Annotated in this window: 21 protein-coding genes; 11 read left to right on the top strand and 10 right to left on the bottom strand. The window is 57.5% G+C overall.

Features of this window, described 5'->3' with window-relative positions:
• The first annotated feature begins 2 nt into the window (after positions 1–2).
• Positions 3–983, top strand: coding sequence for an IS110 family RNA-guided transposase (locus tag JLG71_RS24380; RefSeq protein ID WP_032747738.1), 981 nt, complete (start codon positions 3–5; stop codon positions 981–983).
• A gap of 163 nt (positions 984–1,146) precedes the next feature.
• On the opposite strand, the gene JLG71_RS24375 is transcribed toward JLG71_RS24380, so the two are convergent.
• Entirely contained in the window at positions 1,147–2,571 is a 1,425-nt protein-coding gene (locus tag JLG71_RS24375; RefSeq protein WP_142475643.1) for an aminotransferase-like domain-containing protein, read from the bottom strand.
• A gap of 177 nt (positions 2,572–2,748) precedes the next feature.
• Here JLG71_RS24375 and JLG71_RS24370 point away from each other — a divergent pair, with 177 nt between their 5' ends.
• From JLG71_RS24370 to JLG71_RS24355, 4 genes are all read left to right on the top strand, one after another.
• Complete coding sequence (locus JLG71_RS24370; protein ID WP_064507003.1) at positions 2,749–2,913, top strand: DUF1127 domain-containing protein; 165 nt, start codon at positions 2,749–2,751, stop codon at positions 2,911–2,913.
• 562 nt (positions 2,914–3,475) lie between these two features.
• Positions 3,476–3,940, top strand: a complete 465-nt coding sequence (locus tag JLG71_RS24365; protein ID WP_014227766.1) for a MarR family winged helix-turn-helix transcriptional regulator — start codon at positions 3,476–3,478, stop codon at positions 3,938–3,940.
• A 6-nt stretch (positions 3,941–3,946) separates the two neighbouring features.
• A complete protein-coding gene (locus JLG71_RS24360) occupies positions 3,947–5,014 on the top strand; it encodes an HlyD family secretion protein (protein ID WP_004098264.1) in 1,068 nt (355 codons plus the stop codon).
• Positions 5,004–6,068 (top strand): DUF2955 domain-containing protein, encoded by a 1,065-nt coding sequence (locus JLG71_RS24355; RefSeq protein ID WP_004098265.1) that lies wholly within the window; start codon positions 5,004–5,006, stop codon positions 6,066–6,068. The genes JLG71_RS24360 and JLG71_RS24355 overlap by 11 nt, the downstream gene beginning before the upstream one ends.
• Before the next feature lie 2 nt (positions 6,069–6,070).
• On the opposite strand, the gene JLG71_RS24350 is transcribed toward JLG71_RS24355, so the two are convergent.
• Positions 6,071–6,985, bottom strand: coding sequence for a LysR substrate-binding domain-containing protein (locus JLG71_RS24350; RefSeq protein ID WP_025108161.1), 915 nt, complete (start codon positions 6,983–6,985; stop codon positions 6,071–6,073).
• 312 nt (positions 6,986–7,297) lie between these two features.
• Between JLG71_RS24350 and JLG71_RS24345 the strand changes: the two genes are divergently transcribed.
• Genes JLG71_RS24345 through JLG71_RS24335 form a run of 3 tightly spaced genes read left to right on the top strand, consistent with a single transcriptional unit; the run spans position 7,298 to position 9,565 of the window.
• Positions 7,298–7,981: a nucleoside recognition domain-containing protein gene (locus JLG71_RS24345; protein ID WP_014227768.1), complete on the top strand. Its 684-nt coding sequence runs from the start codon at positions 7,298–7,300 to the stop codon at positions 7,979–7,981.
• On the top strand, positions 7,974–8,441 hold the full coding sequence (locus tag JLG71_RS24340) for a YjiG family protein (RefSeq protein WP_004128539.1): 468 nt from the start codon (positions 7,974–7,976) through the stop codon (positions 8,439–8,441). The genes JLG71_RS24345 and JLG71_RS24340 overlap by 8 nt, the downstream gene beginning before the upstream one ends.
• A gap of 20 nt (positions 8,442–8,461) precedes the next feature.
• A complete protein-coding gene (locus JLG71_RS24335; protein ID WP_134899048.1) occupies positions 8,462–9,565 on the top strand; it encodes a M20 peptidase aminoacylase family protein in 1,104 nt (367 codons plus the stop codon).
• A gap of 59 nt (positions 9,566–9,624) precedes the next feature.
• Here the strand turns inward: JLG71_RS24335 and JLG71_RS24330 are convergent, their stop codons facing one another.
• The 4 genes from JLG71_RS24330 to JLG71_RS24315 form a co-directional block, all read right to left on the bottom strand.
• Positions 9,625–9,879, bottom strand: coding sequence for a DUF3343 domain-containing protein (locus JLG71_RS24330; protein ID WP_064375519.1), 255 nt, complete (start codon positions 9,877–9,879; stop codon positions 9,625–9,627).
• Positions 9,876–10,643, bottom strand: coding sequence for a putative 2-hydroxyacyl-CoA dehydratase activator YjiL (gene yjiL, locus JLG71_RS24325; RefSeq protein ID WP_064406258.1), 768 nt, complete (start codon positions 10,641–10,643; stop codon positions 9,876–9,878). The genes JLG71_RS24330 and yjiL overlap by 4 nt, the downstream gene beginning before the upstream one ends.
• A gap of 8 nt (positions 10,644–10,651) precedes the next feature.
• Positions 10,652–11,803, bottom strand: a complete 1,152-nt coding sequence (locus JLG71_RS24320) for a double-cubane-cluster-containing anaerobic reductase (RefSeq protein WP_064406257.1) — start codon at positions 11,801–11,803, stop codon at positions 10,652–10,654.
• An 82-nt stretch (positions 11,804–11,885) separates the two neighbouring features.
• On the bottom strand, positions 11,886–12,125 hold the full coding sequence (locus tag JLG71_RS24315) for a DUF2164 domain-containing protein (RefSeq protein ID WP_009652824.1): 240 nt from the start codon (positions 12,123–12,125) through the stop codon (positions 11,886–11,888).
• A 374-nt stretch (positions 12,126–12,499) separates the two neighbouring features.
• On the opposite strand from JLG71_RS24315, the gene JLG71_RS24310 reads away from it, so the two are divergent.
• Together JLG71_RS24310 and JLG71_RS24305 are read left to right on the top strand one after the other, a co-directional pair.
• The gene (locus JLG71_RS24310) at positions 12,500–13,711 is read left to right on the top strand and encodes a phosphoadenosine phosphosulfate reductase (RefSeq protein WP_032693014.1); all 1,212 of its coding nucleotides are present in this window, start codon (positions 12,500–12,502) and stop codon (positions 13,709–13,711) included.
• A complete protein-coding gene (locus JLG71_RS24305; protein WP_014227775.1) occupies positions 13,711–14,337 on the top strand; it encodes an IbrB-like domain-containing protein in 627 nt (208 codons plus the stop codon). The genes JLG71_RS24310 and JLG71_RS24305 overlap by 1 nt, the downstream gene beginning before the upstream one ends.
• A 10-nt stretch (positions 14,338–14,347) precedes the next feature.
• Here the strand turns inward: JLG71_RS24305 and mdtM are convergent, their stop codons facing one another.
• Both mdtM and JLG71_RS24295 read right to left on the bottom strand, forming a co-directional pair.
• Positions 14,348–15,589 carry a multidrug efflux MFS transporter MdtM gene (gene mdtM / locus JLG71_RS24300; RefSeq protein ID WP_116280462.1) on the bottom strand — a complete coding sequence of 414 codons (1,242 nt, stop codon included), beginning with the start codon at positions 15,587–15,589 and terminating at the stop codon, positions 14,348–14,350.
• 163 nt (positions 15,590–15,752) lie between these two features.
• Complete coding sequence (locus JLG71_RS24295; protein ID WP_014227777.1) at positions 15,753–17,042, bottom strand: DUF445 domain-containing protein; 1,290 nt, start codon at positions 17,040–17,042, stop codon at positions 15,753–15,755.
• A 300-nt stretch (positions 17,043–17,342) separates the two neighbouring features.
• Here JLG71_RS24295 and JLG71_RS24290 point away from each other — a divergent pair, with 300 nt between their 5' ends.
• Positions 17,343–17,777 carry an RICIN domain-containing protein gene (locus tag JLG71_RS24290; protein ID WP_046877824.1) on the top strand — a complete coding sequence of 145 codons (435 nt, stop codon included), beginning with the start codon at positions 17,343–17,345 and terminating at the stop codon, positions 17,775–17,777.
• Between the two features lie 88 nt (positions 17,778–17,865).
• Here JLG71_RS24290 and JLG71_RS24285 read toward each other — a convergent pair whose 3' ends face one another.
• Both JLG71_RS24285 and JLG71_RS24280 read right to left on the bottom strand, forming a co-directional pair.
• Positions 17,866–18,507: a LysE family translocator gene (locus tag JLG71_RS24285; RefSeq protein WP_047724601.1), complete on the bottom strand. Its 642-nt coding sequence runs from the start codon at positions 18,505–18,507 to the stop codon at positions 17,866–17,868.
• A gap of 46 nt (positions 18,508–18,553) precedes the next feature.
• A complete protein-coding gene (locus JLG71_RS24280) occupies positions 18,554–19,369 on the bottom strand; it encodes an AraC family transcriptional regulator (RefSeq protein WP_200913861.1) in 816 nt (271 codons plus the stop codon).
• Positions 19,370–19,449 lie beyond the last annotated feature (80 nt).

The raw sequence follows: 19,449 nt of genomic DNA, 5'->3' as shown, positions 1-19,449 counted from the left end.
CTATGGAAAATGAACTCCACTTCATCGGTATTGATGTCGCCAAAGCTAAACTGGATGTCGATATTCTTCGCCCTGATGGCCGGCATCGCTGTAAAAAATTTGACAATACCCTCTCCGGACACGAAGCGCTGGTCCGCTGGCTTCGCGGCCATGACGTGAACCGTGCCCATGTCTGCATGGAGTCCACCAGCACCTACATGGAAGACGCGGCCGCGCATCTGAGTGATGCCGGGTATACCGTGTCCATCATCAACCCCGCCCTCAGTAAAGCTTTCGCACAGAGTGAGGGGTTGCGCAGTAAAACTGACAAAGTGGACGCCCGTATGCTGGCTCACTTCTGCCGGGAAAAACGCCCGTCAGCCTGGGAGGCCCCTCATCCGACAGAGCGGGCACTGAAAGCCCTGGTGTTAAGGCATCAGGCGCTGACAGAGATGCAGACGCAGGAGAAAAACCGGCGGGAAACCGCGCCGGAGGTTCAGCTGGCCAGCATTGATATCCTGCTGGGATGTCTGAGCGCGGAGCTGGCGCGTATCGAAAAACAGATAAAAGACCTGACGGATAACGACCCGGATATGAAACGACGGCGGAAGCTGCTGAACAGTATTCCGGGCATCGGGGAGAAAACAGCGGCTGTTCTGCTGGCGTATACGGGCCTGAGGCTGAAGTTCGGTACAGCGCGGCAGTTCGCGGCGTATGCAGGACTGACGCCGGTGCAGCATGAGTCGGGAAGCAGCGTGATGCGGGCGAGCCGGATGAGCAAAGCGGGGCCGGTTCAACTGCGCAAGGCGTTATACATGCCAGCGTTATCGGCGCTGTACCATACGGCGTGGGGAAAAGCGTTCAGGAAAAGGCTGGAAGAGAGCGGAAAGCGGGCAAAAGTCATCATAGGGGCGATGATGCGAAAGCTGGCGCAGGTGGCTTATGGAGTACTGAAGTCAGGAAAGGCGTTCGATGCGTCACAGCATGAGCTGTTGATAGCGTAACAACGTTCCCTGAGAAAAAACGACAGCACCAGAGAGTGCTGTCGTTGGTGTGCCTGTCATCCGGGAGCCGGAGAAAGTATCGGCAACTAAAAATGGTTGCAGGCGTTCACAGTATCTACCGGCCCGCAGACGGCGGGGAACCGGTAGCACCGGCCAGCGCAGCTCACTCCGGCGCCCACTCCATCGCCACCTTCACCGCCATTCCCAGCTGTACCATCACCTCTTTATGCTTCTCTATCGGCGGCAGGGCGCAGTTGATCCTTAAGCAGTTGCGATATTTCCCGGATGCTGAAAACAGCGATCCCGGTGCGACCTGGATCTTAAGCCGGCACAGCTGCTTCGCGACGCAGACCATATCCACCTGCTCCGGCAGCTCGACCCACAGCATAAAGCCGCCTTTCGGGCGGGTAACGCAGATCCCGCAGGGGAAAAACTCCCGCAGCCAGCAGGTGTAAATTTCCATATTACGCTGATAGATCTGCCGCATCCGCCGCACGTGGCGGTGATAGTGGCCTTCGCGAATAAAGTTACAGGCCGCCAGCTGGGTGGAGGGTACGTTGGTACCGCTGGCGGCATACTTCATCTGCAGCAGGCGATCGTAATAGCGGCCGGGGGCAATCCAGCCGATGCGCAGGCCGGGAGCGATGGTTTTGGTAAACGAACTGCAGAGCATCACCCGGCCGTCGATGTCCCAGGAATGGATCGTGCGCGGGCGCGGGTATTCGGTCGCCAGCTCGCCGTAGATATCATCCTCAAAGATAACGATATCGTGGCGCTGGGCGAGGCATAGCGCCGCCCGCTTGCGGGCATCCGGCATGATAAATCCCAGCGGATTATTGCAGTTGGGGACCAGGATCACCCCTTTGATCGGCCATTGGTCGAGCGCCAGCTCTAACGCCTCGATGCTGATCCCGGTTTCCGGATCGGTGGGGATCTCGATGGTTTTTAGCCCTAATCCGCGCAGCATCTGCATGGTGCCGTAGTAGCAAGGGGATTCGACGGCGACGATATCGCCGGGCTGGCACACCGACAGCAGCGCCAGCGACAGCGCGCTGTGGCAGCCGCTGGTGAGCACCAGGTCGTTGGCGGTGACCACCGATCCGCCGTCGAGCATCAGGCGGGCGATCTGTTCGCGCAGCTCGCGACGTCCGGCCAGCTCGTCGTAGTTCAGCACTTCGCTAAGGTTGTGCTGAATTGCCCGGCTCAGCTCGCGCCAGATAGGCTTCAGGCTCGGCTGAGTGACGTCCGGCGAGCCGCCGCCGAAGGGGATAATCGATTTATCGTGGCGGGCATCGAGCATGGTCAGCACCTGATCCCACTGGGTGATCTCGACGGGACGCTGGACCGGACGCGACATCGGCGGTACCGGCGGCTGGGCTTTACGCGGGGCCACAAAATAGCCGGATCGCGGCTGCGGCACGATCAGCTGCTGCTGTTCCAGCGTCTGGTAGGCCTGCTGAACGGTGCTGATGCTGACGCCGTGTTCCTGGCTCAGGCTGCGTACCGACGGCAGCTTTTCGCCGGGACGATACAGCCCTTGTTCGATGCGTTCTGCCAGCAGGCTGGCCAGATGTTGATAGCGGGTCATGCTGTATCCTTTATCGTCGCCATACAGATCAATAAACCAGTACAGATTGGCGGTAAAAATGAGGTCTGCTGTACGTTTTAGCTAATCTGTATGTTAAAGAAAAGTATTTTGTGAATCTGTATTGTTTGGCCGCGGATCCGTGAAGATAAAGCCTCTGGCAAGGTGAGGAGGTAGAGGATGGAATTTCACGAGAATCGGGCAAGACAGCCGTTTATCGGCTTCGTATTTCTGGCGCGGGTGATCAAAAAATGGTGGCTTCGTGAACAAACGCGCAGAACATTGCAGCGTATGAGCGACGAACAGCTAAAAGATGTCGGGCTGCGTCGGGATCAGATCAATTAAAAAGTGCGATTTGTTACCCGGCATTTTCCCGGAGGCGGCGCTTGACGCGCCTGTCCGGGCTACCATACCGCGCAGAGCTGTAGCCCCGGTAAGCGTGAGCGCGGCCGGGGATTTCCCCGGAGGCGGCGCTTGACGCGCCTGTCCGGGCTACCATACCGCGCAGAGCCGTAGCCCCGGTAAGCGCAACCGGGGATTTCCCCGGAGGCGGCGCTTGGCGAGTCTTGTCCGGGCGACCAGACCGCGCAGAGCCGTAGCTCCGGTAAGCGTGAGCGCGACCGGGGATTTCCCCGGAGGCGGCGCTTAACGCGCCTGTCCGGGCTACCAGACCGCGCAGAGCTGTAGCCCCGGTAAGCGTGAACGCGGACGGGGATTTCCCCGGAGGCGGCGCTTAACGCGCCTGTCCGGGCGACCAGACCGCGCAGAACTGTAGCCCCGGTAAGCGCTAGCGCGACCGGGGATGATACATTCACAGAATTTATCAATTCATGCTTATCCACTCTTCGTTTCTTGATACTTATCGTGATAAGTATTATTTTCTTCACCGTTAAGTGAGGAAAAAAAGATGACCGAAGACGACCTGTTTGCACGCCGCCCGATGGGGATGCGCATGGCGATGGTGGTGCGCCAGTGGCGCGCGATTATTGATTCTGCCATTACCGACACCGGCCTGACCCAGTCAAGCTGGACGGTGCTAATGCAGCTGCATCAGCTGGGGGATAACGTCTCGGTCAGCGAGCTGGCGGAGGTGCAGGGCATTGAACTGCCGCCGCTGATGCGCACCCTCACGCAGCTGGAAAAGCAGGGCTATCTGCTGCGTTCTACATCGCCTTATGACAAACGCATACGCCTGCTGACGCTGACGGCGGAAGGCCGCGCTATTCTGGAGAAGCTGAACCGCGTGATTGAGACCTATCAACAGCGCGTCACCGAAACTATCCCTGAAGCGCAGCTCGCCGCCTTTAGCGCTACGTTAAATCAAATCGCCTGCAATCTGCGGACTATCCGCGAAGAAGATAACAAGATCTAAAACACTATGATGACCCCTGAACAGAAATTTGCCCGCTGGGTAAGGGTGAGTATTGCCGCCTTCCTGGCCATATTCGCCTGGTTTATCGTTGCCGATATCTGGATCCCGCTCACGCCGGACTCCACCGTGATGCGCGTGGTCACGCCGGTCTCGTCGCGCGTCTCCGGCTATGTCTCCCATGTCTATGTGCACAACAACAGCCAGGTGAAGAAGGGCGACCTGCTCTATGAACTGGACCCGACGCCGTTTATCAATAAAGTGGAAGCGGCGCAGATCGCCCTTGAACAGGCGAAGCTGAGCAACCAGCAGCTGGACGCGCAGATCGCCTCTGCCCGCGCCAACCTGCGCACCGCCCAGTACACCGCGCGCAACGATAAGGTGACCTTCGATCGCTACCAGCGCCTGAGCACAATGCAGAACGTTTCCCAGTCGGATCTGGATAAGGTGCGCACCACCTGGCAGACCAGCGAGCAGTCGGTCAGCGCGCTCAACGCCAGTATCCAGAATCTGCTGATCCAGCGCGGCGAGCGCGACGATGGGCGCAACGTCACGCTGCAGAAGTACCGCAATGCGCTGGAAGAGGCGCAGCTTAACCTCGGCTGGACGAAGGTCCGCGCGGAGACTGACGGGATGGTGAGCAACCTGCAGCTTAACCCCGGTCTGTACGCCACCGCCGCCACGCCGCTGCTGGCGCTGGTGAGCAATCAGACCGATATCGTCGCCGATTTCCGCGAGAAGAGCCTGCGCCACACCGGCGTCAACACTGATGCCGCGGTGGTGTTTGATGCGCTGCCGGGTAAAGTCTTCCCGGCGCACGTCACCAGCAGCGATGCCGGTATTCTGGCCGGACAGGAAGAGGTCAATGGCCAGCTGTCGCAGCCGGAGCAGTCCACCCGCTGGGTGCGCGACGCGCAGCGCATGCGTATTCACGTCGCCCTGGACGAGCCGCTGGATAAGCCGCTGCCCACCGGCGCCCGCGCGACGGTACAGCTCTATAACAGCGATGGCCCGTTCGCCCGCACCTTCGCCGGCGCGCAGATCCATCTGGTGAGCTTCCTGCACTATGTCTATTAATACCCTGGCGCGGGTCTTCACCCCGCACGGCAACATCGTCTACACGGCGAACGATTTTCGCCAGACGCTGCGCATCGCCGTGGCCGGCACTATCGCACTGAGCATTTCGACCTTCTACGACGTACAGTACGGCGTCTTTTTCGTGGTTTATCCGCTGATGCTGCTGTCGCTGGTGCCGGTATTTAACCGTCACGTGGCGCGGCAGTTTGTGTTCAGCGCGGCGGTGAACTGCGTCGAAATGGTGTTAATCGTCGGCTATCTGTCGCAGTGGCCGGTGATTATGACGCTGGTGGTGTTTGGCCTGTACGTGATGCGCTTTCGCTTTATGAGCCAGGGGCCGCTGTTTCTGCTGGGGTCGATGGGCGTGGTGTGTCAAAGCACGATGCTCAACTTTATGAGCTATCCCACCAGCAACTGGCACACCCTGATGTTCTCCAATATGGAGGCCTGCGTGATGGCGGTGGCGCTCAGCGCGCTGCTGAACTACTTCATCCCGGACGTTGAACCGCGCAAGCCGCCGCCGCGCATTGAAAAAGATGCTGCCCGTATTCGCCACGAATCGCTGCTCTCCGGCAGTGTGGCGACAATGATTTTTGTGATCTTTCAGGTCTGCGATCTGAGCGACTCGCTGTCGGCGCTAATGGCGGGGATTTTAATTCTGTTCCCGATGCACTATCGCGGCGCGGTGATTAGCTCGATCTGGCGCGTGGTGGGGGTGGTGCTGGCCTGCCTTTATATCCTGGTGGTGCAGCTGATTATCTACGACTTCAGCAATCATATGGTGCTGATGATGCCGCTGATTGGTCTCGGCCTGGCGTTTAGCGCCCGCCTGCACGTGATGGAGAAGGTGGGGGCCGGCGTTGGCTTCGCCAGCATTACCACCATCGGCATCATGTTCGGCCAGAACCTGCATCCGGACCAGGACCTGGTGTTCAGCGATCTGTACCGCATCACTTCCGTCACCGTGGCGCTGATCGTTACGCTGACCATGGTCTTCCTTATGCATCGGCTGCTGAACTGCTTTGCGCCAACCCGATTCGTAGTGACCGAATAAGCTCAGGCCGCCAGCGCCCGCTGCGCGTCGCGAAAAGCGTTGTGCAGCAGCCGCCACATATGATGCGCCGCCGGGGAAAAGCGGCGGTCGGAGTTGCGTAGCAGGTGGCACTGGGCGCTGCTGGCGATGGGATGATCGATGGGGACCGCGGTCAGAATACCGTGGGCTATTGCTTCCCGGGCGGCGTATGCGGTCATAAAAGAGATCCCCAATCCCGCCTGGCTCAGGCTCATGGCGGTGGAAAAGAGGTTGCAGCGATAGGCCGGATGAAACTGCCGTCCGGCGGTTTTAAACATGGCGTTCATATGGCGCTGCAGGCCAAAGCTGTCGGTGAGCGCGATCAGGCGATATTGCGTAAGCTCATCGATGGTGACGGCGGGCAGGGCAGCGATGGGATGCTGTGGCGAGACCACGGCGCAGATAGGGCCCCACTGAAAGCTGTGGCGTTTAAGCTCCGGGTTGCCGATGGGGCCGAAGGCGACCGCCATATCCGCTTCGCCGCTGGCGATATCGTTGAGCATCTCCTGCATGCTGCCGACAATAATATCCACGAACACGTTAGGCCAGGACTGAGAAAAGGTGCTCATTACCGATTCAATAAAGGTGGTGACCAGCCCGCCGCCAATCCTCACCGAGATAGTCCCGCCGCGCATATGGCGTAAATCCTTCAGGTGACTTTCCAGCTTTTCCCGGCGCTGACGGCTTTCGAAGTAGTCCTCCGCCAGCAGACGTCCGGCTTCGGTCAGCACCACGTTTCGTCCCTGGCGTTCCAGCAGCGGCAGCTCCAGCGCCCGTTCCAGCTGCGCTATCTGGCGGCTGATGACTGACGGGTTGATGCCCAGCATATCGGCGGCCCGGCGAATGCCTCCCTGAATCCCGACTTCATACAGATAGCTCATCGGCCTCTCATGCAACATCGTTTCTCGCTCCTTTGTTGACCTGTGGTCAACAATAACACCCTTTCACAGGTATTTATCATCCCGGCAAGTTATAGATAATCGTAATTCGGACAAAAACTGACAGGGAGGAAAATTCTCATCGCTTATTCCCGGCGCGCAATTAAGGCGGCAAGGCTCGGGGAGTTGAAGAATAAGAAATGGTGATGATGCTGATTAAGGGAATATGGAAAAGCTTATCAGTGAAAATAATAAATTCGAATAACAATAAATTGACATAATTTCAAATTGCAAACAATAGCACTAACATTTCATTATGTGAGAGGACAGGGTATGAGTGAAAATAAAACGTTGGAATGTTCCTCCGACGAAACGACAAATGAGTGGAAAGTCGGGCCCGGAGCCTGGATTTCACTGATCGTCGTATTGTTAGTTTTCTCCGGGTTGCTGTTTAAGGTTGAAGGCATGGCCTGGCTGGGGGCGTTTGACTTTACCACCCTCGGCGGCGCGTTCGGCACCATGAAAACGCCGGAAACCAACACCTTTATCGGCAGCGGCGGCATCAGCGCCAAGGCCGGCTTCCTGTTTGCCCTGTCGCTGGTGCCGACGGTGATGCTGGCGCTGGGGCTGCTGGAGATATTTACCCACTACGGCGCGATCCGCGCGGCGCATAAGCTGCTGACCCCGCTGCTTCGCCCGCTGCTCGGGATCCCGGGTTATACCGGCCTGGCGCTGATTACCGACTTACAGAGTACCGATGCCGGGGCGGCGCTGACCAAAGAGCTGTATGACAGCGACAAAATAAATCGTAAGGATCTGGTTATTATGGGCGCCTGGCAATATTCCGGCGCCGGTCTGATTAATAACTACTTCTCGATTGGCTCAGCGCTTTTCGCTTCGTTAACCATTCCTATCATTATTCCGCTGCTTTTAATGTTTGTGCTGAAATTTGTCGGCGCGGCAATCACGCGTCTGGTTCTGAATACCGCTTATAAAAGGGATTTTGAAAATGAATAATTCGGCAAAAGTCGGCAGTAACCCGTTCGATATTTTCGTTATCGGCGCGCGCAAAGGATTTAATATCGCCATCAACAATCTGATGCCGAATGTATTAATGGCCTACGTGATCGCTGAAATGCTTAATTTGCTCGGCGTGATGCAGATCATCGGCCACGTCTGCGCGCCGCTGATGGGCCTGTTTGGCCTGCCGGGTGAAGCCATTACCGTATTGCTGACCTCCTGGCTTTCCGCCTCTGCGGGAACCGGCGTGGCGGTGAGCCTGTTGAGCAAAGGCACCCTCAACGTGGCGGATATCACGATTCTCATCCCGGCGATTTTCCTCATGGGTTCGCAGCTTCAGTACATGGGGCGCCTGCTCGGCGTGGCGGATGTCCCGAAAAAATATTGGCCGCTGCTGATGGCGGTGAGCATTATCAATGCCGTCATCGCCATGCTGGTCATGCGCGTGATTGCATAATAGAAGGCAAGGAGTAAGACGTGTCGCGAACTTTAGAGCATTTCAACTATCTGCATCAAATCCCTGAACTGGGCTTTGAGGAGCACAAAACGTCGGCATACATCGGCGATGCATTAGAAGCCGCGGGGTTTCAGGTTCAGCGCAACGTCGGCGGCACCACCGGCATTGTTGCGCTGCTGGATAGCGGTAAGCCGGGGCCGGTCGTGGCGCTGCGGGCGGATATGGATGCGCTGGGCCATATCATCGATGGCCGCTTAGAGGCTCGCCATACCTGTGGTCATGACGGGCACTCTTCGGTGGTGTTGACCGCCGCGGAAGAGATCCTCGCCGAAGGGCTGGTGAAGCGCGGGAAGCTGAAAATACTCTTTCAGCCCGCCGAAGAGCTGGGCACCGGGGCGATCGCGCTGACGGAAGCGGGCGTGCTGGACGACGTGGAGATGCTGTTCGGCTTCCACCTCAGGCCGCTGGAGGAGTGCCCGAAGGGCAAGGCGGTGCCGGCGATGTACTACTCCGCCTCGGCGACGGTGATGGTCGATTTCCACGGCAAAGCCGCGCATGCCGCCCGGCCTCACCTGGGCGTTAACGCGCTGGATGCCGCGTCGCACGCGGTGCAGGCGGTAAACGGGATTCATCTGGCGCCTTCGCTGACCTGGAGCGCTAAAGCGACGCGCTTTCTGTGCGATGCGGGGGTTACCAACTCGGTGCCGGCGAAAGCGCACGTGTGCTGGGATCTGCGCAGCGCGGAAAATGACGGCATGGCGACGCTGAAAGAGCGGGTGGTGCGGGCGATAGAGAGCAGCGCGGCGGCTTACGGCGCCACCGTCGATATCCAGATCGTCAAGGAGATGCCCGCCGCGATTATCGACGAACAGGCTACGGCTATCGTCAGCCAGGCGATCCGGGAAACGTTTGGCGAAGCCGGCTTAACGGAAGCGAAGAGTACGCCGGGCAGCGAGGACTTTTTCCACTACCTGCGCCTGCGTCCACAGGTGAAGGGCGGGTTCTGGGGGCTGGGCTGCGACCTGCTGCCGGGGCTGCATCATCCGGAGATGCACTTCGACCGCGCCGCGCTGGCGGATGGCGTGCGGGTGTTTAAATCCTGCGTTCGCCAGCTGCTGGGCTGAGGGAACAAACCCGGATATTGTGCTCGCTGTACGCCGCCGGGCGATGATTCGCGCCCTGGTTACGCCTGCGGCGGAAACTGAGCCAGCAGCTGATAATCATTCCCGGCGACGCGAAACAGAGCTTCCGTTTGGCCGGGGAGAATCCACTTCTGTTCTTCGCCCGGCTCACAGCTCAGATAAATGCAAAGCCCGCAGCCGCCGCGCAGCTGGCGCGGAATGTCCTTCACCCGGAAGGACGCTCCCGCCGCCTGCAGGGCTTTGCGCATCCGCACTACCCCCACCGTTGAGTGAAATAAAAACAGATATTCCGTCACCGGCGGCTCCTCTGACGTAAGCCGATCAGCGCCGCGCCGATCGCCCCGGCAAACTGCGCGTCGGGATGCGTCTGCACCGCCATACCCACGTGCCCCTCCAGCCTCCGCGCGAAGGCCGTGCAGTGGCTGACGCCGCCGGTAAACAGCAGCGGCCCCTGCGCCGACAGACGGCTAATAAAATTGGCGCTGCGTCGGGCCATGGCGTTGATCACCCCGGCGAGGATCGCCTCCGGCGGCACCCCGGCCGAACGCAGGCTGATGACCTCGGATTCGGCGAATACCGTGCACATGCTGGTAATCGCATGGGGTTCAATACCGTCGGTGATGCTGTCGAGCTGCTCGACGCTGGCCCCCAGCGTACGCGAAATCACCTCCAGGAAGCGCCCGGTACCCGCCGCGCATTTATCGTTCATCAGGAAATCGGTGAGATTACCCGCTTCGTCCAGCTGGATAACCTTGCTGTCCTGGCCGCCGATGTCGATGACCGTCCGGGTCTGCGGGGCCAGCAGGCGCGCGCCGAGCCCGTGGCACGAGATCTCAGTGACCTGCTTATCGGCGAAATCCACCAGCTGGCGACCGTAGCCGGTTAAGGTTAAAAAGGGGCGCTCGCTCAGGCCAGCGCGGAGCGTTTCCCACGCCTCAACGATGGCGTCGGCGGGGCGAAACGGCGTCGGGCAGAGAAAGCGGCGCTGAATCACGCCGTCTTCAAGCAGGATGCCTTTGGTGGCGGTCGATCCGGAATCAATCCCTACGGTAATGGTCACGCGCGCTCCTAAAGCATCTCGATAAAGGCCGCCACGCGGGTGCTGAGCTGGCCGATATCCGCCGTCGAATAGTCGGTCTCAATGGCGATATAGGGGATGTCGTGCTGCTGGCGCACGTGGCGTTTTATCGCCAGCGATTCCACCGCGTAGGTGTGGCAGGCCTGCAAAATGACATCCACCACGCCGTCCGCCTGATATTCATCCACCATCTGGCTGAGCAGGGACAGGCGCTGGTCGTTCGGCGAAATACAGGAGCAGCCGATGGCGAGATATTTCTCGGTCAGGGCGTCGTAAACGTCACCCGTCTCCTCCACGCAGCGCTCGGTGGCTTTCGCGCCGGTGCAGTTTTCAAAACCGACCACCCAGCCGCCGTTGTCCTCAATGGCTTTCACCACTTTTTCCGCCGCGCCGCCGATCGGGCAGCCGGTGATCAGAATACGCGGCCGCGCCTCCAGCCGTTTGCCCTCTTGCCACTGCAGGCGTAACCGATCGGCCATGTCGTTGAGCTCATCGATCAGCGCCGCTTTATCGAAGCGGAAGGTCGCGCCGTAAACCACTTTTAAGATATCGCTGCCGCTGAGCGCGGGCGGGTTGAGCTGCCCGACGCGATAAAAGTTCGCCAGCGCCCGCCGTTCGCGGTTCTTGAGGATAATCGCCTCGCGCAGGGCGGCTTCGGTAATCGGCGTACCAAAGCGATCTTCCACCACCTTCTGCAGGCGCAAAATTTCCGCTTTCCACAACGCTCGCGAGGCATCATCGCTGGCGCTGTTCGGCAGCTGCATCACGTGCACGGCTTTGAATTCGGCCATGTATTCGTACATTTTCTTTTTGCCATCGCAGGTGGTTTCGCCCACCACGAGGTCGGAAAAGTAGAAGTAGGGGCATTTGTCGGTCTTGCCAAAACCGTAGCTGCTTTTTATCAGCGGACAGAGGTTGCGCGGCAGATCCTTTTCCGCCTCTTCAATCGTCTCGTCGGAGGTGGAGCACAGCGACACCACCACCGCGCCGGCGGCCAGCGGAATTTCCTGCGGCATAAAGGTGCAGTAGGTGCCAACCAGCGGTATGTTTTGCTCTTTAAGCTCCATGACCGTGAGGAAACCCTGCTGGCGGGCTGCGGAGAAGTGGTCAAAAATGGCGGGTAGATCGGTGATAAGCGACATGGTTTTCCTTCCCCGTACACGGGAGATGATGAAAGAGGTCGCATTATAACCCTGTTTACTGTGGGTATTTATTGATCTTCCGCTAGTAGACTTTTTTCAGATCCATCTCTTCCTGAATCCGATCGCCCCACGCAAGGTGGGTGGCGATGGCCGCATCAATCCCGGCGTTATAAAACATTGGACCCAGCTCTTTCGCAATAAAGTCGACAAAGAATTCCGCGTCAAATTGCTCCAGTTCCAGTTCAAAATTCTCTTCGCAGTATTTAGACAGCTTCTCGCGCAGCAGGTCGCGTTGCGGCGGGCTGAGATCGATATCGCTCATGGCGTTCCTTAATCAATATTGTTACGGTGGATCGGGGCTGCTGATTATATCCGATTGCGGAGAGTCAGTTGCGATATGGCGTGATGTTTTTGGCCGCAATAAAGGATATTGATGACCTCGCTCGGCGGAGAATTGTGACTGAGATCACAGGACTCCCGAGAAAACGAAGATAATAGGAGTTATTCTCGTAACTTTATGAATTTAAATGAGATAACATGATTTTTATGGTGTGAATAACATTTAGTCGCGCTCGCCTTTTTTCAGCATGTTCGGTATCTGGATGAATAATCTATGAACCTGATTTCAGGTTATCTGGCTTACGGAATTTTTCTATAAGTACATTCTGACGGCGATTCATTTATCAGGGGTGAAGGATGAAACGCGTAAAACTGAATATGAATGTTTTTGACGCTGCTCTGATGCGCCTGGATTGGGTATTTGATACTTTCGAGCAGGTCTGTTTATCTTTTTCGGGTGGTAAAGACTCGACGGTATTATTTCATCTGGCGGCAGCCGTTGCGCGTAAAAAAGGGAAAAAGTTTGCGGTATTGTTCGTGGACTGGGAAGCGCAGTATTTATTAACCATCCAGCACGTACAAAATATGAAAGAGCGCTATCAGGACGTGGTAAGCCGCTTTTACTGGGTGGCGCTGCCGATGACCACGGTGAGCGGCGTATCGCAGCATGAGCCGGAATGGGTCGCCTGGCGGGCTGGGGAAGAATGGGTGAGGCAACCGCCGGATGACGCCATCACCGATGCCGGTTTTTTCCCTTTTTATCAGCCGGAAATGACCTTTGAAGCGTTTATACCGGCCTTTTCCCACTGGCTGGCTGCGGGGCGCAGTCTCGCTTCGCTGATCGGCATCCGCACCGACGAGTCGCTGCATCGCTATATGGCGCTCACCTCGCCGACCAAACTGCGCTTTGAGGAAGATAAACCCTGGACCACCGCCTCGCCGGAAGGGTTCAGCTATACCTGCTATCCCCTCTATGACTGGCGGACCCGCGACATCTGGATCTTTAATCATAAGTCGCGCCTCCCCTACAATCCGCTCTATGACCTGATGCACCGCGCCGGCGTACCGCTGAAAAATATGCGCGTCTGCGAGCCCTTCGGCCCCGAGCAGAGGCGCGGGCTGTGGCTCTATCACATTCTTGAGCCGGAGACCTGGGAGCGGATGTGCCGTCGGGTATGCGGCGCGCACAGCGGCGCGATTTACGCCAACGCCAGCGGCGACTACTTTGCGCTGAAGACCAAAATCCGCAAACCGGCGCATTTTAGCTGGCGCGAGTATGCGCTCTTTCTGCTCGACAGCATGCCGGCAAAAACCGCCGAGCATTACCGTAATAAAATCGCTATTTATCTGCACTGGTACCAGACCCGCGGTTTCCCTGTCGATATTCCCGACGAGCAGGAAAAAGATCTCGGCTATCGCGATGTTCCCTCATGGCGCCGCATCTGCAAGACGCTGCTGAAAAACGATTTCTGGTGCCGGATGCTGTCGTTCAGCCCGACGCAGCCAAAGCACTATGAGCGCTACTGTCGGCTGGTGAGTAACAAACGTAAAGAGTGGAGGACGCTTTGATGTCGCCGGATGTGGCTAAGACAGTGATTGAATATCTCGAGTCGTTTGATGATGTTGACCTGAAAATCAAAGCGATTAACGAGCTGAAGAGTCTGATCCACCAGCACAGTCCCTTCTGCCGCGAGCCGGTGGACTGCGTGCTGTGGGTCGAGGCCAAAACGGTTGAGGCGAATGACTACAACCCCAACGTGATGGCGACGGTGGAAAAAAAACTGCTGGAACGCTCTATCGAACTGGATGGTTTTACCCAACCGGTAGTGGTGGCTCGCCAGCAGCGACGGCACCTGGTCGTGGACGGTTTTCATCGCCATCTGATTGGTAAGAGTCGCCCGGAGCTGAACCGGCGCCTGCATGGTTATCTTCCGGTGACGCTCATCAATGCCGAACGCGAAGGGCAGAAAGAGCGCATCGCCGCCACCATTCGCCATAATCGCGCCAGGGGCAAACATCAGATCGCGGCAATGTCCGACATCGTCCGCGATTTACATCGCCAGGGCTGGGACGATCGGCGCATCGGCGAAGAGCTCGGTATGGATGCGGACGAGGTGCTGCGCCTGAAACAGATCAGCGGCCTGACGGAGCTGTTCGCCGACGAGAGCTTTAGTGAAGCCTGGACCGTGGAGTAGCCAATGTGGGCTACTCCTGCGCCAGCTCGGCTTCCGGCTGCTGGCGTATCCGGCTTAATAAACCCGCCAGACAGCACGCGGCCGCAATCCCCGCCGCCACCCCCAGCAGATGAAAAGGCAGCCTGCCGCCGTTAAACCACAGCCAGCGCGCCGCTTCGATAGAGAGCGCGCTGACGCTAAGGATCACGATATTCAGCGAAGCGGAAACGGTGCCCTTTGGCAGATCGTTTGAAAACAGGGTAAAGCGGAACAGGGTCGGGAAGATCAGCCCGATGCCGAAGGCGTAGAAGCAGGTGCCGATCACCGACCACAGCCAGACGTGCGGCCACAGCAGGTTGCCGAGGATCAGGATCGCCAGCCCGGTCATCTGGATGGGCACCGCGCGCCAGATAAAGCGCGGACGCGTCGGGTCTTTTACCCAGCGCGCCACCGACAGGTTGGCAATAATCACCGCGCTGAAGACCGGTACCTGGGTCCAGGCGAACTCGGCGGTGGTCAGCCCGCCGTCGTCAATCAGGATAACCGGCGAGACCGCAACCCAGCTCATCAGTGGAATATAGCTGAGCGAGAGCGTGGCGGCGCCGAACAGAAAAACGCGGTTGCGGAAAACATCGCGGAAATCGCGCAGCACGCCGCTGGCGCTGAAGGGGACGTCGCCGCGCCGGACGGTCTCCGGCATATTCAGCAGTAGCCCCAGCCAAGCGATAAACCCCATGACGGCAATAATCCCGAACAGCACTTTCCAGTGCACGAAGTGCATCAGCGCCGCGCCGGAGAGCGGGCCAATTATTGGCGCGATCAGCACGATCGAGGTAATAATCGCCATCAGCTTAATGGCTTTTGTCTGGCCGAACGCCTCCTGCACGGTGACGTAGCCAACCGTAGCGATAAAACAGATGCTGGTGCCCTGAACAAAGCGTGCGGCGAGGAACTGCTCCATTGAGGTGGTGAACAGGGTCGCGAAGCAGGCTAGGGTAAAGATCAGCGCGCCGGTGAGCAGCACCGGACGGCGGCCGATACGATCGGAGAGCGGCCCGAGCAGCCACTGTAGCGCCATGCCGCCGGCCATATACAGGCTGACCGAGGCGGGAGCCAGCGCCACGTCGGCGTCAAAGTCGCGCACAACGTGGATAATCCCCGGCTGGATAAGATCGGTGGTCAGATAGGCGGCAAAGTCATACAGGATCAGCGCCGCCGGGAAGAACAGCGTGGTGGAATGGCGGGCGAAAAAACGGGTCATCCATTGCAACATCGGTGGGCTCCTTGTTGAGTCTCTACGCCATAAATAGCCGTTTATGCGCGCACTATTTCAGCACTTCACACTGCAATAAATTTAGGGTCAACCTAAATATCCATGTGTTTTTAATGGTTAATGTGTATTCATATAAGAAATACATTAAAAACAAAAAGTTGAATTAAATATGTAAATGCAGCAGCGAAGGAATTTGTGAAAACAGCCACAGCAGCAGACCGATAGTGCCGCCAACCAGCGTGCCGTTGATGCGGATAAACTGCAGATCCTTACCAATGTTCAGCTCGATTTGTCGCGACATATCGCGGGAGTCCCAGCTTTTGACCGTATCGCTGATATGGCGCGTCAGGAAGGCGGCAAACTCCGGGGCCACCCGGTGCGCCGCCTGCTCGAGATGTTCGTTCAGGGATTCGCGCAGCGCCTCATCGTGGAGCAGCGTTTCGCCAAACCACTGCCCGGCTTCGGCAATGCGCTGCTTAATGCGTGAATCGTCGCTATTAACATCGTTTTTAACCCAGCCGCGCAGATCGGCCCATACCTCGCCCAGGTAGCGGTTAAAGGTCTCATCGTTTTTCAGATACGCTTTGATATTGTCCGCTTTTTCCGCCATCAGCGGATCGGACTTCAGGTTGTCGATCAGCTTCAGCGCCGCGCGATCGAAGGCCTGGCGGATCTGATGGGCGCGATCCTGACTCACTTCGTCGAGCAGCGTGTTAACCGCATCGGTAACCATTTCAGCGCTGTGCTCACCGAGCCATTCGGTAGGCAGCAGCCTGGCTTTAAGCGGATGCTCGGTCTCCAGCCAGTGCACGATACCGCGGGCAATAAACGCCCGCGAGCTGTCGCGCTGGAGCAGGGCGATCAGCTGGCTAATCAGCGAATCCAGCAGCTTCTGGTGGCGGTTATCGCGCGTCAGCCCTTCCAGCATCATAGCGCTGGTTTGGGTTAAATCGACCTTATCAATCGCTTTATGTACCGCCCGACGCAGCAGGCGCTGAATGCGCGCGTCATCGGTTAGCTCCAGAAAGCCGCTCATCACCTGCAGCAGATGCTGGCCGACCCGACGCGCGTTTTCCGGCTGGCTGAACCAGTTACCGAGCATCAGCGCCGGTTCATAGCGCCGGATCAGCGCGACCAGAGAGGGCGTATCGAGAAATTTTTCCTGCACGAAATAGCCGAGATTATCGGCAATCCGGTCCTTATTACGCGGAATAATCGCCGTATGCCGCGCAACGAACGGCAGCGGAATACGGCGAAACAGCGCCACGACCGCAAACCAGTCCGCCAGCGCGCCGACCATTGCCGCTTCGGAAATAGCCTTTAGCGCACCGACCCATGGCGTTGGCGGCAGCACGAGGGTAGTGATAAAAATGGCGGCTGCAATCAGCAGCAGCGAGAGCGCCAGCAGCTTGGCGCGTTTCAGTTCAGCGAGTTTTTCCATAAGCTTAAGCATATAGCCTGACGGCTAATGCGTAAAATCTTCGCCATTTGACGCCCTGGTCATTCGGATTCCTCTTTTTCCGACGAGAGAGACGATGAGGGTTAATTTAATTTACGTAGCTTAAATTCTATTTTTAAATAATTAAACTTAAATGCATTCATAATATATATCCCACATGGGTTTTTTCTTAAGTTAGTTATTAATAAGTGATCTTAATCACATTATATTCAAGGTTAAATAAGGCATTGTTTATTTCAGGGAAAACGTTAATCAATTTCTCTTGCTACTGGTCTTTTATAAAAGGAGTTTTTCATGATTGGTATATTTAAATATGCAGCAAAAAAAGACATGGTATTAGGTATTAGCGATCAGCAAGCCGGGGCTAAGGCTGTTATCTTACCGACGTCCTCACCGTTAAATAAAATTCTGTGGTCGGTTGATGACAGGACCGGCGAGATCGTCCTGGCCGCCAGCGAGGAGCTGCTGCTGGGCATTTGCGGGGATCGTATGGGCTCAGGCGCAGCGATTGAGCTCCAGGTTCGCGGGAATAAAGCGACGCAGCGGTGGGATTTAGTCAGCTCACGTCGCTTTATTAAAAGCAAACAAAACCCGAGCTTTGTTATGGACAGCTACAACCGCGGCACGAACCAGGGGAATCCGATTATTCTTTTCGAATTTAACGGCTCGGAAGCGCAGCAGTGGGTATTTGTGCCGATGGATATGTTGACGGCAAATAGCCCGGAATAAATTTTGTTTAAAAGAAAGATAGAATAGAGCCTCGTTTATTCTTGTAAAGAAAATGACGAGGCTTTGTCTTATTGGGTCGTTGACAATATTAATTAAAAATAAACTGCCACACAATCCAACAACCAAAAGCCATCAATACGCCGCCGGCCGTGCGCTCGACTCGCCAGACGACGGCGGAAAGGCGGCGCTGCACCGACGGTAGCGCAATCAGCGTGACCAGCAACAGATCCCATATCAACACCACGCTGGTCATCCAGGCTCCGCTGACGGCCTGCTGCACCAGCGTGACGTTCGGGCCCAGCAGGGAGGTCATCAGCGCGAGGTAGAACAGCGCGTTTTTCGGATTGAGCAGCGAAGAACCCAGCCCGAGAAAAAGCTGTTTCACCAGCGGCGGGCGCGAAGCCGAGGCGCCGTGCAGCGCCAGCGTGGTCGGACGGCTTCTGAGCAGCAGGCTGCCAATCCACAGTAAATACGCCGCGCCCAGCAGCTCAATCACCGTAAACAGCAGCGGCGCCTGGCGCAGGATCCCCCAGCCGATAATGGCCAGAAGAATATACAGACCGTTTCCGGCGGCAATGCCGATACACAGGCCGACGCTGCCGCGCAGGCGATAGCGGATGGCGTAGCCCACCAGCAGAAAAAAATCCGGCCCGGGGCTCAGCAGGGCGACAAAATGGGAGAGCGCCAGCGCGGGGAAGGCGGAGGGAAAGAGCGTAGCGAGTATGTCCATAGCAACCTCAGTATTAATCTGAGGTCACCTTACGCCAGCGTAAACGCTAATTATTGTCTGTTATTGATCGGGACTGCGCATACTGGCGCGGCGTGGCGGCGGTATAGCTGACAAAGGTTTTATGAAAGTGGCTCTGGTCGGCAAACCCGGCCTGGTAGCCGACATCGGCGATATTATCCCCGGCCCGCAGGCGCGTTTTGGCGAACTCAATCCGCGCGATATTGATAAAGCTGGCGGGCGTCAGGCCGGTATCCTGCTTGAAGGCGCGGATCAGCGTCTCTTTGCGCAGCGCAAACTCATCGGCGAGGCTATCCAGCGTCGGCGGCGCCTGCAGATTGGTTGCCAGACGACTGAACAAACGCGCGCTGGTCTGACTAAGCGCCACAGGCGCGAGCGGGCGCAGCGGCAGGTCGCGCAGGAACCGGGCGACGCTGGCGGGTAGCGCGGCGGTGTTTTGCTGAGTCATCAACGCCACGATCTGCAGATACCGGGCAAAGAGCCCGGCATCGCGAATCACCGGCTGGGAGGTTATCAGCCGCTCGTGATGCGCATCGTTTGCCAGCTGCCGCCAGCACCAGCTTAGCTCGAGATAGAGCATATGGTAGCTGCGCGGCTGGCCGTCGCGCGGATTGCAGCTGTGGGGCGCCTGGGCGGGGATAATAATCAGATCGCCCGGCCGCAGCAGATACTCCTTCCCGTTGCAGATACAGCGCGTTTCCCCCTCGATAATCGCCCCCACGGAGAGCTGCGGATGGCGGTGACGTTTATAGGCCTGACGGCTTTGCCAGGTGCTGCGCAGCTCCAGCCAGGGCAGCTGTTCGTCGCGCCAGAAGGTTTGCTGAATATCGCGCGTATGGCTCACGGTGGGCTCCTTAGCTGAGGGGGATAGCTGTTTATAACATGCCTTCATCCTGCGGGAGAACCGCGAGTCGCGTTCAACAA

The sequence above is a fragment of the Klebsiella michiganensis genome, from assembly GCF_015139575.1.
Lineage (GTDB): Bacteria > Pseudomonadota > Gammaproteobacteria > Enterobacterales > Enterobacteriaceae > Klebsiella > Klebsiella michiganensis.
The sequence above is the reverse complement of the archived record's forward strand: the minus strand, read 5'-3'. Positions and strand labels throughout refer to the sequence as shown.

What these genes read in the sequence shown, in the direction of transcription:
- JLG71_RS24365 (WP_014227766.1), top strand. Translation starts at nt 3,476, where the DNA reads ATGACCGAAGACGACCTGTTTGCACGCCGCCCGATGGGGATGCGCATG.
- JLG71_RS24290 (WP_046877824.1), top strand. Translation starts at nt 17,343, where the DNA reads ATGATTGGTATATTTAAATATGCAGCAAAAAAAGACATGGTATTAGGT.
- JLG71_RS24295 (WP_014227777.1), bottom strand. Translation starts at nt 17,042, where the DNA reads ATGCTTAAGCTTATGGAAAAACTCGCTGAACTGAAACGCGCCAAGCTG.
- JLG71_RS24355 (WP_004098265.1), top strand. Translation starts at nt 5,004, where the DNA reads ATGTCTATTAATACCCTGGCGCGGGTCTTCACCCCGCACGGCAACATC.
- JLG71_RS24305 (WP_014227775.1), top strand. Translation starts at nt 13,711, where the DNA reads ATGTCGCCGGATGTGGCTAAGACAGTGATTGAATATCTCGAGTCGTTT.
- JLG71_RS24310 (WP_032693014.1), top strand. Translation starts at nt 12,500, where the DNA reads ATGAAACGCGTAAAACTGAATATGAATGTTTTTGACGCTGCTCTGATG.
- JLG71_RS24345 (WP_014227768.1), top strand. Translation starts at nt 7,298, where the DNA reads ATGAGTGAAAATAAAACGTTGGAATGTTCCTCCGACGAAACGACAAAT.
- JLG71_RS24340 (WP_004128539.1), top strand. Translation starts at nt 7,974, where the DNA reads ATGAATAATTCGGCAAAAGTCGGCAGTAACCCGTTCGATATTTTCGTT.
- JLG71_RS24315 (WP_009652824.1), bottom strand. Translation starts at nt 12,125, where the DNA reads ATGAGCGATATCGATCTCAGCCCGCCGCAACGCGACCTGCTGCGCGAG.
- JLG71_RS24370 (WP_064507003.1), top strand. Translation starts at nt 2,749, where the DNA reads ATGGAATTTCACGAGAATCGGGCAAGACAGCCGTTTATCGGCTTCGTA.
- JLG71_RS24350 (WP_025108161.1), bottom strand. Translation starts at nt 6,985, where the DNA reads ATGTTGCATGAGAGGCCGATGAGCTATCTGTATGAAGTCGGGATTCAG.
- JLG71_RS24375 (WP_142475643.1), bottom strand. Translation starts at nt 2,571, where the DNA reads ATGACCCGCTATCAACATCTGGCCAGCCTGCTGGCAGAACGCATCGAA.
- JLG71_RS24360 (WP_004098264.1), top strand. Translation starts at nt 3,947, where the DNA reads ATGATGACCCCTGAACAGAAATTTGCCCGCTGGGTAAGGGTGAGTATT.
- JLG71_RS24380 (WP_032747738.1), top strand. Translation starts at nt 3, where the DNA reads ATGGAAAATGAACTCCACTTCATCGGTATTGATGTCGCCAAAGCTAAA.
- mdtM (WP_116280462.1), bottom strand. Translation starts at nt 15,589, where the DNA reads ATGTTGCAATGGATGACCCGTTTTTTCGCCCGCCATTCCACCACGCTG.
- JLG71_RS24320 (WP_064406257.1), bottom strand. Translation starts at nt 11,803, where the DNA reads ATGTCGCTTATCACCGATCTACCCGCCATTTTTGACCACTTCTCCGCA.
- JLG71_RS24285 (WP_047724601.1), bottom strand. Translation starts at nt 18,507, where the DNA reads ATGGACATACTCGCTACGCTCTTTCCCTCCGCCTTCCCCGCGCTGGCG.